The organism is Microbacterium commune, assembly GCF_014836945.1.
Taxonomy (GTDB): domain Bacteria; phylum Actinomycetota; class Actinomycetes; order Actinomycetales; family Microbacteriaceae; genus Microbacterium; species Microbacterium commune.
On the sequence record NZ_JACSPX010000001.1, the window covers coordinates 1,692,830 to 1,707,976 of the forward strand.

Below are 15,147 nucleotides of genomic sequence, written 5' to 3' on the forward strand. Positions count from 1 at the left end.
CCCCCGTCAGAACGGCGGGATCGACGCCTCCGGCCGCCGATCGGTGGCGCGGGCGCGGATGTCGGTCAGTGCCGAGCGCAGCGTCTTCGATCGGTCGTCGACGACCTGCTGGTAGCCGAGCCGTGCGGCTTCCCCACGCCGCTGGGGTGCCTGCGTCACCGGGCGGATCTCGCCGGCCAGCGACAGCTCGCCCACCGCCGCGACGGTGCGCGGCACCGACCACTGCCGGATCGACCCCGCCACCGCGACGGCGATGGCCAGGTCGGCTGCCGGCTCGGTGAAGCGCACCCCGCCCACGGTCGACACGTACACGTCGAGCTTCGAGGTCGGGATGCCGGCACGCCGCTCGAGGATCGCCAGCACCATCGCCACCCGCGACGCGTCGAGACCGTGCACCACGCGACGTGGGTTCGGGGCGTTGGACTCGATCGTCAGCGCCTGCACCTCGACCGGCAGAGCGCGCCGCCCCTCCAGCGCGATCGCCACGCACGTGCCCGGCTCTGCCGCGCCCTGCGAGAGGAACAGCCCGCTCGGATCCGGCACCTCGGCGATGCCCGCACCGGTCATCTCGAAGCATCCCACCTCGTCCGTCGGCCCGAACCGGTTCTTCAGGGCGCGGATGAACCGCAGCGCCGTCTGCCGATCGCCCTCGAAGTGGCACACCACGTCGACCAGGTGCTCGAGCACCCGGGGGCCGGCGACCTGCCCGTCTTTGGTCACGTGCCCGACGATGATCACCGGCAGGCCGCGGTCTTTCGCGACCCTGATCAGCGTCGCGGCGACCTCGCGCACCTGGCTCGGCTGACCGGCGGCTCCGTCGATGAGACCGGATGCCACGGTCTGCACCGAGTCGACGATCACCAGATCCGGCTTCACGTCGTCGATGTGACCGAGGATGGTGGCGAGATCGGTCTCGCTGGCGAGATAGAGCTCGTCGTGCAGCGCGTTCGTGCGCTCGGCGCGCAGCCGCACCTGGGCCGGTGACTCCTCGGCGCTGGCGTAGAGCACGCGGCGGCCGGTGCGGGCGGTGGATGCCGCGACCTCGAGCAGCAGCGTGGACTTGCCGACACCCGGCTCGCCGCTCAGCAGGATCGCCGCGCCGGGCACGATGCCGCCGCCCAGCACGCGGTCGAACTCGCCGACCCCGCTGCTGCGCCGTGGCGCGTCGGCGGTCGTGATCTGCGTGATCGGCCGCGCGGCGCGGCTCGCGGACGGCGCGACGGCCTCGGTCTGCCGCACCAGCCCCGTCTTCGCTCCCTGCTCCTGCACCGTGCCCCACTGCTGGCACTCGCCGCACCGGCCGACCCACTTCGCCGTCGTCCAGCCGCATTCCGAGCACACGAAAGCGGGAGGGGCGGGTCTGCGGGTGGCCATGCAGCAAGGCTATCCCCGGCATCCGACACGATGGCATCCGAGACCGCGGGATGCCGCTCGCGGATGCCGCCGGCAACCCCGCCGGCCTGGACGTCTCGACCGCGAACCCGGTTTCTCACGGTCGCGCTCTCCGCCCCCGCCGTTAGCCTGAAGGCGGCCGAAGGAGACACGATGACCGAACCCGTCCGACTGACAAGGCACGCCGATGTGATCGCGGCTGCGCAGGATCCCGAGCGATTCTCGAGCCGCACCTCCCACCACCTGCACGTGCCGAACGGCATGGACGGCGCCGAGCATCGCGCGTTCCGCGACGTCGTGGAGCGGCAGATGACTCCCGAGCTCGTCGCCTCCCTCGAGCAGATGCTGCAGACGACGGCCCGAGAGGTCGTCGCCGCGCTGCCGAGGAACGAGCCGATCGACGCGGTCGCAGACCTCGGCGAGGTGTTCGCGGTGCGCGCGCAGTGCCGCTGGCTGGGCTGGCCCGACTCCCTCGAGAGCGAGCTGCGCGAGTGGATGGCCGAGAACTACGCCGCCGCGCGCGCGGGCGACAGCTCACGCAACGCCGCCGTGGCCGCGTGGTTCGACGAGATCGTGACCCGACAGGTCACCGCGCATCGCGAGGCGACGACGCCCGGCGGCGCCGCCGACGATGCCACCCATCGACTGCTCGCCGAGCGCGTGCACGGGCGGCCGCTCTCCGACGACGAGATCGTCTCGATCCTGCGCAACTGGACGGCGGGCGACCTCGGCTCCCTGGCTCGCTGCGTGGGGGTGGTGGTGCACCGGCTGGCCGAGCGTCCGCGCTGGCAGCAGCGCGTGCGGACCCTGGCTCAGCAGGCACCGCACGCCACCGCCGAGCTCGACGCGATCCTCGGCGAGTGCCTGCGCCTCGACGACCCGTTCGTGGCGAACAAGCGGGTCACCACCTGCCCGGTGACGACGCCGTCGGGCGTGACGCTCGACGCCGACTCGCCCGTGCTGCTGGATTGGACGGCGGCGAACCGCGACGCTGACGTGTTCTCGCCCGGCTTCGACCCCGAGGCGCACGCCGAGCACAACCTCGTCTTCGGCGCCGGTCCGCACGTCTGCCCCGGTCGCGACCTCTCGTACGCCGAGCTGCGCGCCATCACCGTCGCCCTGCTGGCGGGCACCGACGGCATCGACTTCGCGCCCGATCGGACGCCCACCCGGCATCTGCCGCCGCTGGCGGGGTGGGCGACGCTTCCCGTCATCCTGCGCTGAACCGGTCACCCTGCGCTGGGCCGGTCACCCGTGCCGGGCCGGTCACGCGCGCCGGGCCGGTCACCCGCGCTCAGGCGCCCTTGCGACCCACATCCCGCAGCATGCCGGCGACGACCAGCGCGAACGCTCCGACCAGCACCAGCAGCCACAGGCCCAGGTGGTACGAGTTGGTCGACGCGTCGTAGGTCGCGCCCATCACGAGCGGCGGGAAGTATCCGCCGAGGCCTCCGGCGGCCGCGACCACACCGCTCACCGCTCCCACCTTCTCCTTCGGGGTCGATGGGCCGATCCAGGCGAACACGGCGCCCATCCCCAGGCCCATCGCCGCCGCCATCAGGATGAACGTGACACCGGTGACGATGCCCTCGGCCGGCTGCTGGCCGACGATGTACGCGAGGCTCACGATCCCGCCCAGAGACACGAGCGAGATCACCTTCGGTCCGAACCGGTCGGCGAGCACACCTCCGATCGGGCGCGCCACCACCGCCGCCGCGGCGAAGAGCGCGGTGCGCATGCCCGCGCCGAGCGCGTCGACGTCGTCGGGGTAGATCGTCGTGAGGTACTTGGGCAGGAACGTCGAGAATGCCACGAACCCGCCGAACACGATGCCGTACAGGAACGCCATCTCCCAGGTCACCGCCAGCTTGAGCGCGCCGATCACCTTCGGCACGAGCTTCTCGTGGTTGGGCTGCCACTGGGGGGATTCGCGCATGAAGAACCACACCAGCACCGCCATCACCACCAGCGCCCCCGCGATCAGCAGGTGGGTGGGCAGGTAGCCGATGTCCTGCGCGAGCCGCGGGGTGAACATCGCCGACACGGCGGTGCCGATCATGCCCATGCCGAACACGCCGGTGGCGAAGCCGCGCCTCTCGGGCGGGAACCAGGCGCCCGAGAACGGAACCCCGGCGGCGAAGATCGTGCCGGCCACGCCGAGGTAGAAACCGGCGAGCATCAGCAGCGGGAAGCTGCGGATGCTGCCGGCCAGGGCGACCAGCAGCACGGCCGGTGCCGAGAGCAGCAGCACGATCGTAAACATCTTGCGCCCACCGAAGCGGTCGGTCATCGCACCGACGACGATGCGGCCCAGCGCGCCGACGAGCACGGGCGTCGCCAGCATGAGGGAGATCTGCCCCTCATCCAGTCCCATCTCGGTGGCGTAGGTCTTCTGCAGCGGTGAGATCGACATCCATGCCCAGAACGCGATGGTCGAGGCGAGGGTGGCGAGCAGCACCTGGCCGAGGCCGCCCCGGAGCTCGGTCGAGGTGCCTGCGGGGGAAGTGGTGGCGGCAGTCATCGTGCATCCCTTCGATACCGGCGACGGTAGCGCGCTTCGGGCGACTTGGCTACGTTGCGGGCCGGAGAAAAGCGGTGCGGAAGTTGCCGGTCGGAAATGAATAAAAACGGTGAACCCTTGTAACGGGCCGGGCATCCGGACAGGATGCTGGAGTACCAGCCGTCCTCCGGAAGGAACAGAGATGACCCCCGGAACCCGTACTCACCGCGACGCCGCGACCGATGGTCCGCTCGCCGACGCGCTTCTCAACATGGGCCGCTTCGTGCGGCCGGGCGAGACCTCCGACGACCTGCGCGCGGTGTTCCTGCAGGGCGGCAGATCGGGCGATTCGTTCTACCGGGACCGCTGGTCGCACGACAAGGTGGTGCGCTCCACGCACGGGGTGAACTGCACCGGATCGTGCTCGTGGAAGGTGTACGTCAAGGACGGCATCATCACCTGGGAGGCGCAGCAGACCGACTACCCGAGCGTCGGTCCGGACTCGCCGGAGTACGAGCCCCGCGGCTGCCCGCGTGGTGCCGCGTTCAGCTGGTACACCTACTCGCCGACCCGGGTGCGGTACCCGTACATCCGCGACACGCTCGCCCGCCTCTACCGTGAGGCGAAGGCGCAGCATCCCGATCCCGTCGACGCGTGGGCGTCGATCGTCGAAGACCCCGAGAAGGCCCGGTCGTACAAGCGCGTCCGCGGCAAGGGCGGCCTGGTGCGCACGACGTGGGACGAGGTGATGGAGATCGCCGCGGCGGCGCACGTGCACACGGTGAAGGTGTACGGCCCCGACCGCGTGGCCGGCTTCTCGCCCATTCCGGCGATGTCGATGGTGTCGCACGGCGCCGGCTCCCGGTTCATGAACCTCATCGGCGGCACGATGCTGTCGTTCTACGACTGGTACGCCGACCTCCCCGTCGCGAGCCCGCAGGTGTTCGGCGACCAGACCGACGTGCCCGAGTCGGCCGACTGGTTCAACGCCGGCTACCTGATCATGTGGGGCTCGAATGTGCCGGTCACCCGCACTCCCGACGCGCACTTCATGGCCGAGGCGCGCTATCGCGGTCAGAAGGTGATCACCGTCTCGCCCGACTACACCGACAACACGAAGTTCGCCGACGAGTGGGTCGCCCCGCACCCCGGGACGGATGCCGCGCTCGCGCTGTCGATGGGGCACGTGATCCTGCGCGAGCACTTCGTCGAGAAGCGCACCGCACGCTTCGAGGACTACATGCGCCGCTTCACCGACGCGCCGTTCCTCGTCGAACTCGAACAGCGCGACGGCGGTCTCGTACCCGGCAAGTTCGTCACCGCGTCCGACCTCGACGGCGCCGCCGCCGCACAGCCGCGCGCGGACTTCAAGCCGGTGCTGATGGATGCCGACGGCAGCGCCGTCGTGCCGAACGGCTCGCTCGGGCATCGCTTCACCCCCGAGGACGAGGGCCGCTGGAACCTCGACCTCGGCGACGTCGTGCCGCCGCTGTCGGTCGCCGATCTGGCCGACTGGGCGGGCGAGGCGGCCGAGGTGCGCCTGCCGCGCTTCGACCTCGATCCCGAGCCCGGGCAGGAGCACGCCGGCGGCTCGGGTGCGGTCACCCGCGGCGTGCCGGTGCGCACGATCGCAGGCAAGACCGTCACCACCGTGTTCGACCTGATGCTCGCGCAGTACGGCGTCGGCCGCGACGGCCTGCCCGGGCAGTGGGCCACCGGGTACGACGACGCCTCGAGCCCCGGGACCCCGGCCTGGCAGGAGGAGCACACCTCGGTGCCCGCGCCGCAGGCGATCCGCATCGCGCGCGAGTTCGCCGACAACGCCGACCGCTCGGGCGGACGCTCGATGATCCTGATGGGGGCGGGCACCAACCACTGGTTCCACTCCGACACGATCTACCGCACCTTCCTCGCCCTGACGACGATGACCGGATGCCAGGGCGTGAACGGCGGCGGATGGGCGCACTACGTCGGGCAGGAGAAGGTGCGCCCGATCACCGGCTACCAGCAGTACGCGGCCGCCGCCGACTGGGGGCGTCCGCCGCGGCACACGATCGGCACGGCGTTCTTCTACCTCGCCACCGACCAGTGGCGCTACGACGGGCTGCCGGCCGACCAGCTGGCCTCCCCGCTGGGTCTGGGCAGGTTCGAGGGCCGCACCACCGCCGACTGCCTGGTCGAGTCCGTGCAGCGCGGATGGATGCCGAGCTACCCGACCTTCGACCGCAACCCGCTCGATCTCGCCGACGAGGCCGAAGCCGCGGGCAAGGATGCGGCGCAGCACATCGTCGACAGCCTGGACGAGGGCTCGCTGCGCTTCGCGGTGGAGGACCCGGACGCCCCCGAGAACTTCCCGCGCGTGATGAACATCTGGCGAGCGAACGTGCTCGGCTCGTCGGGCAAGGGCAACGAGTACTTCCTGAAGCACCTGCTGGGCACCGACGCGTCGGTGCGCGCGCACGAGGCGCCGGAGGACTCGCGTCCCGTGTCGATGACCTGGCGCGACACGGCGCCCGAGGGCAAGCTCGACCTGCTCATGACGGCCGACTTCCGCATGACGAGCACCACGCTGTTCAGCGACATCGTGCTGCCCGCGGCGACCTGGTACGAGAAGCACGACCTGTCGTCGACCGACATGCACCCCTTCATCCACGCCTTCAACCCGGCCATCGCGCCGCCGTGGCAGACGAAGACCGACTTCGACACGTTCCGCATCCTGGCCGAGAAGTTCAGTGAGATGGCGCGCACGCACCTCGGCGTGCGCCGCAACGTGGTCGCGCCGCCGCGGCAGCACGACACCCCCGACGTGATGGCGACTCCGCACGGGCGCGTGCAGGATCTGCCCCGCGTTCCCGGGGTCACCATGCCGAAGCTGACCGTCGTCGAGCGCGACTATCCGAACCTCGCCGAGCGCTGGAAGTCGCTCGGCCCGCTGACCGCGAAGCTCGGACTCACGACCAAGGGCATCACCTATCGTGCCGAGCCCGAGATCGAGCGCCTCAAGCGACTCAACGGCACCGTCACCACCGGCCCGTACGCGGGCAGCGTGCGCCTGGACAGCGACAAGCGGGCCTGCGAGATGATCCTGGCGATGTCGGGAACGAGCAACGGACGCCTCGCGGTGCAGGGATTCGAGAAGCTCGAGAAGCACACCGGGCAGAAGATGACGTTCCTCGCCGACGAGCACGAGGGCACGCACCTCAGCTTCCAGGACGTCTCGGTGCAGCCGCGCAGCGTCATCACCTCGCCGGAGTGGTCGGGATCGGAGCACGGCGGCCGCCGGTACACGGCCTTCGCGATCAACGTCGAGCACCTCAAGCCGTGGCACACCCTCACCGGGCGTCAGCACTTCTACCTCGACCACGACTGGATGGACGAGCTCGGCGAGGCGCTGCCGATCTACCGGCCGCCGCTCGACATGCACCGGCTGTTCGGCGATGTCGTGCCAGGCAAGAGCACCCACACCGAGGTGCACGTGCGCTACCTGACCCCGCACTCGAAGTGGTCGATCCACTCCGAGTACCAGGACAACCTGTTCATGCTCTCGCTCTCGCGCGGCGGCCCCACGATCTGGATGAGCCCGCAGGACGCGGCGAAGATCGGAGTGCGCGACAACGACTGGATCGAGTCGTACAACCGCAACGGCGTCGTCGTCGCCCGGGCGAACGTCTCGCACCGGATGCCCGAGGGCACGGTGTACATGTATCACGCGAAGGACCGCACGGTCGATGTGCCGCTGAGCGAGATGAGCGGTCAGCGCGGCGGCATCCACAACTCCCTCACCCGCATCCTGCTCAAGCCCAGCCACCTGATCGGCGGCTACGCGCAGCTGGCGTGGGCGTTCAACTACCTCGGACCCACCGGCAACCAGCGCGACGAGGTCACCACGATCCGCCGCCGCAACCAGGAGGTGCAGTACCGATGAAGGTGATGGCGCAGATGTCGATGGTGATGAACCTCGACAAGTGCATCGGGTGTCACACGTGCTCGGTGACATGCAAGCAGGCGTGGACCAACCGGACCGGCGTGGAGTACGTCTGGTTCAACAACGTCGAGACGCGACCGGGCGTCGGCTATCCGCGCGGCTACGAGGACCAGCAGAAGTGGGGCGGCGGCTGGGTGCGCGACAAGCGCGGCCGGCTGCGGCTGCGCTCGGGCGGGCGCCTGGCGAAGCTGGCGCGCATCTTCTCGAACCCGAAGCTGCCCGAGATCGACGACTACTACGAGCCGTGGACCTATGACTACGACATGCTCGTGAACGCGCCCAGTGGCGCCCACACGCCCGTCGCGCGCCCGAAGAGCCTGATCACCGGCAAGGACATGAAGGTCGAGTGGTCGGCGAACTGGGACGACGATCTGGGCGGCTCGATCGAGACCATGCAGGACGATCCGATCCTGCAGAAGATGAGCGAGGAGGTGAAGGCCGAGTTCGAGAAGGCCTTCATGTTCTACCTGCCGCGCATCTGCGAGCACTGCCTGAACCCGTCGTGCGTGGCATCCTGCCCGTCGGGCGCGATGTACAAGCGCGCCGAGGACGGCATCGTGCTCGTCGACCAGGACGCCTGCCGCGGGTGGCGGATGTGCGTGAGCGGATGCCCGTACAAGAAGGTCTACTTCAACCACAAGACCGGCAAGGCCGAGAAGTGCACCATGTGCTATCCGCGCATCGAGGTCGGCCTGCCGACCGTGTGCTCGGAGACCTGCGTGGGCCGGCTGCGCTACCTGGGACTCGTGCTGTACGACGCCGACCGGGTCGCGGAGGCTGCGGCGGTGGAGGACGAGCACGAGCTGCTCGACGCGCAGCGCTCGGTGCTGCTCGACCCGCACGACCCGGCCGTGATCGAGGCGGCGCGTCGCGACGGCATCCCCGAGGACTGGATCGAGGCGGCCCAGCGCAGCCCGGTCTGGCGCCTCATCCACGACTACGAGGTGGCGCTGCCGCTGCATCCGGAGTACCGCACCATGCCGATGGTCTGGTACATCCCGCCGCTCTCGCCGGTGGTCGACGTGGTCACCGGCTCGGGCAACGACGGGGAGGATGCCCGAACGCTGTTCGCGGCGATCGACAAGCTGCGCATCCCGATCGGCTACCTCGCCGAGCTGTTCACCGCCGGCGACATCGGGCCGGTCGACGCGTCGCTGCGCAAGCTCGCCGCCATGCGCTCGTACATGCGCGGTGTGAGCATCGACGACGAGCGGGACGAGCGGATCGCGAACGCGGTCGGCATGACCGGCGCGGAGATCGAGGAGATGTACCGGCTGCTCGCGATCGCGAAGTACGAGGAGCGCTACGTCATCCCCACCGCGCACTCCGAGCGCGCGCACGAGCTCGAGGAGATGGCCTGCTCGCTCGACTACGACGGCGGGCCCGGCATGGGCGGCGCCGGCGGGCCGTTCGGCGCGGCCAGCGGCACGTCGGTGCCGGTCGCGGTGGAGAACTTCCACGCGCTGGCCGACCGGCAGACCGCCGATCGGCCGTCCTCGCCCGGACGGGTCAACCTGCTCAACTGGGACGGCAACGGTCGTCCGAACGGGCTGTTCCCGCCCTCCGAGCGCGCCGAGCCGCGCCATTACGACGACGAGGAAGCGCCGTGAGCACCGTCCTTCCCCCTCGCGTCACCCCGCGCCGACGGCTGCCGGATGCCCTGGCGCCGGCATCCCTCACCGGCCCGCAGCGGCAGACCGTGCACATGCTCGCGTCTCTGCTGCTGGACTACCCCGACGCGCAGTGGTTCGCGCGGCTCGACGTCTTCGAGGCGCACACCGCCGCACTGCCGACGGTCATCGCCGAGCCGCTGCAGCAGTTCCTGCAGCAGGCGCGGGACGCCGGAGCGTCCGACTGGCAGCAGCGCTACGTGAACACCTTCGACCTCAAGCGCAAGTGCTCGCTGTACCTCAGCTACTACGCGACCGGCGACACCCGCCGCCGCGGCACGGCGCTCGTCACGTTCCTCGACGCGTACCGCGCCGCGGGGTGGGAGTTCGACGCGGCCGAGCTGCCCGACTACCTGCCCGCGGTGCTGGAGTTCTCGGCGCGGTCGCAGTCGGAGGTCGCCGACGCCGTGCTCGCCGCGCACCGCGAGGGCATCGAGGTGCTGCGTGCCGCGCTCGAGGGGATGGACAGCCCGTGGGCCGAGGTCGTGCGCGCGGTCACGCTGTCGCTGCCGAAGGTCGACCAGCGCACCCGCGAGCGCGTGCTCGCACTCGTCAACGAGGGCCCGCCGACCGAGACGGTCGGGATGAGCCTGCCGATGCCCGCCTTCCGCCGAACCGGAGAGTGATCATGAACACCATGCCGTTCCTGCTCTGGGTGGCGCTGCCGTACGTGTGCGCGGCCGTGTTCATCCTCGGACACATCTGGCGCTACCGGTACGACAAGTTCGGCTGGACGACGCGCTCGTCGCAGAGCTACGAGAACCGGATGCTGCGCTGGGGATCGCCGATGTTCCACCTCGGCATCCTCATGGTCATCGCCGGCCACGTCGTCGGCCTGCTCATCCCACGCGAATGGCTGTACGCCATCGGGATCAGCGAGGAGATCTACCATATCGGCGCGACCGTGCTCGGCTCGTTCGCCGCCGTGCTCACCCTCGCCGGTCTCGCCATCCTCGTCTTCCGCCGCCGCACCGTGCCCGCCGTGTTCCTCGCGACGACCGTGATGGACAAGGTGATGTTCGTCTTCCTCGGCGCCACGCTGGCGTTCGGCACGCTCGCGACCTTCGTGTACCAGGTGTTCGGATCGGGGTTCCACTACCGCGAGACGATCTCGCCGTGGATGCGCGAGCTGATGATCTTCCGCCCTCGGCCCGAGCTCATGCTCGAGGTGCCGCTGCTGTTCCAGCTGCACGTCATCACGGCCTGCCTGCTGTTCGCCCTGTGGCCGTTCACCCGGCTCGTGCACGTGTTCTCGGCGCCGGTCGGCTACCTGTTCCGGCCGTACATCGTGTACCGCTCGCGTGACGACCACCGCGGGTCGCAGTCGCCGAAGCGGGGTTGGGATCCGGTGTCGACGCCGGACCCGGCGCGGCTGCGGCGTCCCTGACGTCCCTGGTCGGGACGTTCTGGAGGTTTCTGGAAACGGGGCCGGGCTCCGGGACGTTCCCTTCGTTCGCAGAACGGGTGCCCCTCCCGCTTCGCGGGTCCCTCCCCGATGCTCACTCCGGGAACGTCCCTACGCCCTACTCGGTGTGCAGCCGGGGCGGCGGTGGGGAGTGAAGAAAGGAGAAAGGGGGGGAGAAGGGGTCAGCGGGTGGCGGCTACCGCCTGGGTGAAGGGGGTGTCCGGGGTGGCCAGCACTTCGTGGAGGGGGCCCTCTTGGGTGACGCGGCCGTGCTCGAGGATGAGCAGGTGATCCGCCAGGGCGTGAGCGTCGGCGACCGTGTGCGAGACGACGATCGTCGTGGTGCCGTGCAGCTGGTCGTGCACGACCTCGCGCAGCTGCGCGGCGGCGAGCACGTCGAGCGAGCTGAACGGCTCATCCAGCAACAGCAGCCGCGGGCGCGCCGCGAGGGCGCGGGCGAGGGCGACGCGCTGACGCTGACCGCCGGAGAGCTGATCCGGGCGGCGATCACCGTGTCCGGGCAGCCCGATGTGCGGCATCCACTCGGCGGCGACCGCGACCGCCTCGGCGCGCGACGAACCTGCCGACCGCGCGGCGAACGCGATGTTGCCGATGGCGGTCATGTGCGGAAACAGCAGCGGGTCCTGCCCGAGCAGGCCGATCGCGCGCCGCGACGGGGGAATGTGTCGCGTGGCATCCGCCAGCCGATCGCCGTCGATGTCGACGTGCCCGGCGTCGAGACGGGTGAGACCCGAGATGGCATCCAGCAGCGTCGTCTTGCCGGCACCGCTGGGGCCCATCACCGCGAGCACGTCGCCGGGACTCAGCGACAGGCGCACGTCGAGCTCGGCGTGGTCGACGATCACGTGCGCGTCGAGAGCGCCCGTCACTTCAGCGCTCCCGGTCGCCACGCGCGCACGAGCAGCAGCACCACGACCGCGGTCGCCAGCAGCAGGATCGACAGCGCCACCGCCGTCTCGCGCCCGGTGCCCGCCCCGTTGAACGCCGTGTAGATCGCCAGCGGCATCGTCTGGGTCACCCCGGGGGCGTTGCCGGCGAACAGCGCCGTGGCCCCGAACTCGCCGATCGCCCGAGCGAAGCACAGGATCACGCCCACGACGATGCCGGGCGCCGCGAGCGGCAGCGTCACCCGCCACAGCACCCGCCACGGCCTCGCGCCCAGCGTCGCCGCGGTGCGCTCGTATCGGCCGCCGACGCTGCGGATGGTGCCCTCGACCGCGAGCACGAGGAACGGCAGGGCGACGAACGCCTGCGCCAGCACGACCGCCGTCGGGGTGAACGGCAGGGTCACGTCGAAGGCATCAGACAGCATCCGGCCGATCGGACTGGTCCTGCCGAACAGGAACAGCAGCGCAACGCCGCCGACCATCGGCGGCAGCACGAGCGGCACCGCGACGAGCGCGCGCAGCAGGGCGGACACCCGAGGACCCGAACGCGCCATCAGCAGCGCCAGCGGAAGACCGAGCACCAGGCAGAGCGCCGTGGCGGCCAGACCGCTGAGGAGCGACAGGCGCAGCGCGTCGACGGCGACCGGAGAGGTGATGTCCTGCCACAGCGTCGCCCAGGACGCGCGGGTCACCAGCGCCAGCAGCGGCAGGATCAGCAGCAGAACGCCCAGCACCGCCGGGGCGATCAGCGTGAAAGGCGTGCCGGTGCCGGTGTCGCGGATGCCGCCGCGGCGCGTGGTCGAGCGACGATCGGTGGTGGGGAGCGCCGTCACGGTGCCCCGAATCCGAGCCGCTGCAGGATCCGCTGCCCCTCGGGTCCGCGCACGAAGGCGGTGAAGAGGGCGGCCGCCTCGCCCGCATCCTCCAGCGTCACGATCGGATAGCGGTTGACGACCTGGTCCGCGCCATCCGGTGCGAAACTCTGCACCGCATCGTCGCCCACCACATCGGTGGCGTAGACGATTCCGGCATCCGCTTCTCCGGTGGCGACCTTCTGCAGCACCGCAGTGACGTTCTGCTCGAGACTCGCCGCGGAGACCCGCACATCCGCGGTCTCGAGCAGCGTGGCGGTCGCCGCGCCGCAGGGCACCTGAGGGGCGCAGAGCACGGTCACGACGTCGGCGAGGTCCGCGAGGGTCTCGACGTCGCCGGGATTTCCGGCCGGCACGGCCACGACCAGCGTGTTCGTGGCGAACAGCTGCGGGCCGGCCGCCAGCCCGCTGTCGACGAGCGACTGCATGCTGCGCTCATCGGCCGTGGCGAGCACGTCGGCCTGCGCGCCCTCGATCAGCTGCGTCACCAGGGTGCTCGAGCCGTCGTAGACGATCGGGTTCACGGTGACGGCGGGGTGCTGCTGCTCGAACGACTCCGCGATCTCGTCGAACGCGGTGCGCAGCGACGCGGCGGCGAACACCGTCACCTCCCCGGTCGCACCGGTCTGCTCGATACCCGGTCCGGAGTCCTCGCCGTTCGGGTCGAGGCTGTCACCCCCGCGCGCCGCCGGCGTGCATCCGGTGAGCAGCAGTACGCCGAGCAGCGCGGCGATCCCGACCACCCGCGACCTCACCGCCGCATCTCCTTCGGCGTCTCGATGACCACATTCGTCGCCTTGATCACGGCGGACGCGAGCGAACCGGGCTGCAGATCGAGCTGCCGGGCGGCCTCGGCCGACAGCAGCGAGACCACGCGATGCGGACCGGCCTGGATGTCGACCTGGGCCATCACGCCGTCGATCTGCACCCGGGTGACCAGCCCCGTGAAGCGATTGCGCGCGCTGGAGAACGGGTCGGAGTCGTCTGCGGGCGCGTCGGCCAGGCGCTGAGCGTGCTCGGCGAGAGCGGCCCCGGGGATGCGGGCGGGGGAGTCGCCGGTCACCGGCAGCGCCCCGTGGTCGATCCAGCGCCGCACCGTGTCGTCGCTCACGCCGAGCAGACGGGCCGCGTCGGCGATGCGATATGAGGTCATGAGCCGACTCTAGCCACGGTGCTCCCGCATCCGGGTGCGTTGGGCGAGAAAAACGCCGCATCTGCGGAACCTCGGTCCCGGGGTGCGGGCTTTCCCCGGCGAGCGGTGCTGGCCCGCCGCCGACGAGGACCGTACGCTCGGAGTATGCCCCTGCCGCCCCTCGTCGAGCCCGTCGAGGCCCTGAGCGACGCCGAGCGCGTGCGCACCGCGCGCCACCATGTTCTCGCCGGGCTGGGTGAGATCGGGCAGCGCCGCCTGCACGCCGCCCACGTCGCGGTCGTCGGGGCTGGGGGACTCGGTGCGCCCGTCGTGCTCGCGCTCGCCGCAGCGGGGATCGGAACCCTGACGATCATCGACGATGACGACGTCGAGCTGTCCAACCTCCAGCGCCAGGTGATGCACCGGCTCGATGATGTCGGCAGGCCGAAGGTCGACAGTGCCGTGCGCGTCGCGGCCGACCTCTCACCCGAGACCGTCGTCAGACCGGTGCGCGCGCGGCTGGCATCCGGCAACGCGGCAGACCTGCTGGCGGGAGCCGACCTGGTGATCGACGGCACCGACACGTTCGAGACGCGCCTGGTGGTCGCCGCCGCCGCCGAGCGGCTGGGCATCCCGCTGGTGTGGGGCGTCATCCAGGAGTTCGCCGCGCAGATCACGGTTTTCTGGTCGTCGCCGCCGGAGGGCGTCGACGCCGTCGTGCTGAGCGATCTGTATCCGGAGGGCAGCGTGGGCGAGCTGCCCACGTGCGCCGCGGTCGGGGTGTTCGGAGCGCTCTGCCTGCAGGCCGGGTCGATCCTCGCGATGGAGGCGATCAAGCTCATCGCCGGCATCGGCGACCCGCTGCTGGGCAGAGTGCTCGTCATCGACGCGCTGCGCGCCAAGATGGGTGAGGTGCCGCTGCGTCCGACTCGAGCTCGCGCTCGGGCGGTGCCGGAGCCCGAGGCGAAGCGGACGATTCCGCACATCGCGGTCGCCGACCTCGTCGTCGAGTCTCAGGCGGGTGCGCTGCTGCTCGACGTGCGGGAAGATGCCGAGGTCGCCACCGGCATGATCCCCGATGCCACCCACCTGCCCCTCGCGCGGGTGCTCGCCGACCCCGGCGCGATCGACGGCGAGCGGATCGTCGTGATCTGCCAGGCCGGGGTGCGCGCGCGGCGTGCGGCGGAAGCCCTGCGTGCTGCCGGCCGCGACGCCGTGGTGCTCTCCGGCGGCATGGACGCCTGGACCGCGCAGGAGCCCACCCCATGACCCCCGCTTCTCCC

At 70.8% G+C, this 15,147-nt stretch carries 11 protein-coding genes and 1 pseudogene; 6 read left to right on the forward strand and 6 right to left on the reverse strand.

Translation table 11 applies throughout. The features are described 5' to 3' along the window. Positions 1–6: 6 nt before the first annotated feature. Positions 7–1,374: a DNA repair protein RadA gene (radA, locus tag H9633_RS07770; RefSeq protein ID WP_191712694.1), complete on the reverse strand. Its 1,368-nt coding sequence runs from the start codon at positions 1,372–1,374 to the stop codon at positions 7–9. 171 nt (positions 1,375–1,545) lie between these two features. On the opposite strand from radA, the gene H9633_RS07775 reads away from it, so the two are divergent. After that, positions 1,546–2,616 carry a cytochrome P450 gene (locus H9633_RS07775; protein WP_191712695.1) on the forward strand — a complete coding sequence of 357 codons (1,071 nt, stop codon included), beginning with the start codon at positions 1,546–1,548 and terminating at the stop codon, positions 2,614–2,616. A gap of 70 nt (positions 2,617–2,686) precedes the next feature. On the opposite strand, the gene H9633_RS07780 is transcribed toward H9633_RS07775, so the two are convergent. After that, positions 2,687–3,913 (reverse strand): MFS transporter, encoded by a 1,227-nt coding sequence (locus H9633_RS07780; RefSeq protein ID WP_191712696.1) that lies wholly within the window; start codon positions 3,911–3,913, stop codon positions 2,687–2,689. 181 nt (positions 3,914–4,094) lie between these two features. Between H9633_RS07780 and H9633_RS07785 the strand changes: the two genes are divergently transcribed. The 4 genes from H9633_RS07785 to narI are packed head-to-tail and all read left to right on the forward strand — an operon-like array spanning position 4,095 to position 10,934. Continuing rightward, positions 4,095–7,817 (forward strand): nitrate reductase subunit alpha, encoded by a 3,723-nt coding sequence (locus H9633_RS07785; protein ID WP_191712697.1) that lies wholly within the window; start codon positions 4,095–4,097, stop codon positions 7,815–7,817. Then, positions 7,814–9,487: a nitrate reductase subunit beta gene (gene narH / locus H9633_RS07790; protein ID WP_191712698.1), complete on the forward strand. Its 1,674-nt coding sequence runs from the start codon at positions 7,814–7,816 to the stop codon at positions 9,485–9,487. The genes H9633_RS07785 and narH overlap by 4 nt, the downstream gene beginning before the upstream one ends. Beyond that, positions 9,484–10,173, forward strand: coding sequence for a nitrate reductase molybdenum cofactor assembly chaperone (gene narJ, locus H9633_RS07795; RefSeq protein WP_318247231.1), 690 nt, complete (start codon positions 9,484–9,486; stop codon positions 10,171–10,173). The genes narH and narJ overlap by 4 nt, the downstream gene beginning before the upstream one ends. 2 nt (positions 10,174–10,175) lie before the next feature. Beyond that, positions 10,176–10,934, forward strand: a complete 759-nt coding sequence (gene narI, locus H9633_RS07800; protein WP_191712699.1) for a respiratory nitrate reductase subunit gamma — start codon at positions 10,176–10,178, stop codon at positions 10,932–10,934. Between the two features lie 412 nt (positions 10,935–11,346). On the opposite strand, the pseudogene H9633_RS13295 reads toward narI, so the two are convergent. The 4 genes and pseudogenes from H9633_RS13295 to H9633_RS07820 form a co-directional block, all read right to left on the reverse strand. After that, positions 11,347–11,752 (reverse strand): annotated as a pseudogene (locus tag H9633_RS13295) (ATP-binding cassette domain-containing protein); the annotation flags it as partial. A gap of 86 nt (positions 11,753–11,838) precedes the next feature. Next, entirely contained in the window at positions 11,839–12,642 is an 804-nt protein-coding gene (locus tag H9633_RS07810; RefSeq protein ID WP_071641822.1) for an ABC transporter permease, read from the reverse strand. Between the two features lie 47 nt (positions 12,643–12,689). Beyond that, positions 12,690–13,487, reverse strand: a complete 798-nt coding sequence (gene modA / locus H9633_RS07815; protein WP_318247232.1) for a molybdate ABC transporter substrate-binding protein — start codon at positions 13,485–13,487, stop codon at positions 12,690–12,692. Continuing rightward, complete coding sequence (locus tag H9633_RS07820; protein WP_071641719.1) at positions 13,484–13,885, reverse strand: TOBE domain-containing protein; 402 nt, start codon at positions 13,883–13,885, stop codon at positions 13,484–13,486. Before H9633_RS07820 ends, modA begins: the two co-directional genes overlap by 4 nt. A 144-nt stretch (positions 13,886–14,029) precedes the next feature. Between H9633_RS07820 and H9633_RS07825 the strand changes: the two genes are divergently transcribed. Continuing rightward, complete coding sequence (locus H9633_RS07825; RefSeq protein ID WP_191712702.1) at positions 14,030–15,133, forward strand: HesA/MoeB/ThiF family protein; 1,104 nt, start codon at positions 14,030–14,032, stop codon at positions 15,131–15,133. Positions 15,134–15,147 lie beyond the last annotated feature (14 nt).

Coding starts and splice junctions, on each gene's coding strand:
- radA (WP_191712694.1), bottom strand. CDS start 1,374: ATGGCCACCCGCAGACCCGCCCCTCCCGCTTTCGTGTGCTCGGAATGC.
- H9633_RS07775 (WP_191712695.1), top strand. CDS start 1,546: ATGACCGAACCCGTCCGACTGACAAGGCACGCCGATGTGATCGCGGCT.
- H9633_RS07780 (WP_191712696.1), bottom strand. CDS start 3,913: ATGACTGCCGCCACCACTTCCCCCGCAGGCACCTCGACCGAGCTCCGG.
- H9633_RS07785 (WP_191712697.1), top strand. CDS start 4,095: ATGACCCCCGGAACCCGTACTCACCGCGACGCCGCGACCGATGGTCCG.
- narH (WP_191712698.1), top strand. CDS start 7,814: ATGAAGGTGATGGCGCAGATGTCGATGGTGATGAACCTCGACAAGTGC.
- narI (WP_191712699.1), top strand. CDS start 10,176: ATGAACACCATGCCGTTCCTGCTCTGGGTGGCGCTGCCGTACGTGTGC.
- H9633_RS07820 (WP_071641719.1), bottom strand. CDS start 13,885: ATGACCTCATATCGCATCGCCGACGCGGCCCGTCTGCTCGGCGTGAGC.
- H9633_RS07825 (WP_191712702.1), top strand. CDS start 14,030: ATGCCCCTGCCGCCCCTCGTCGAGCCCGTCGAGGCCCTGAGCGACGCC.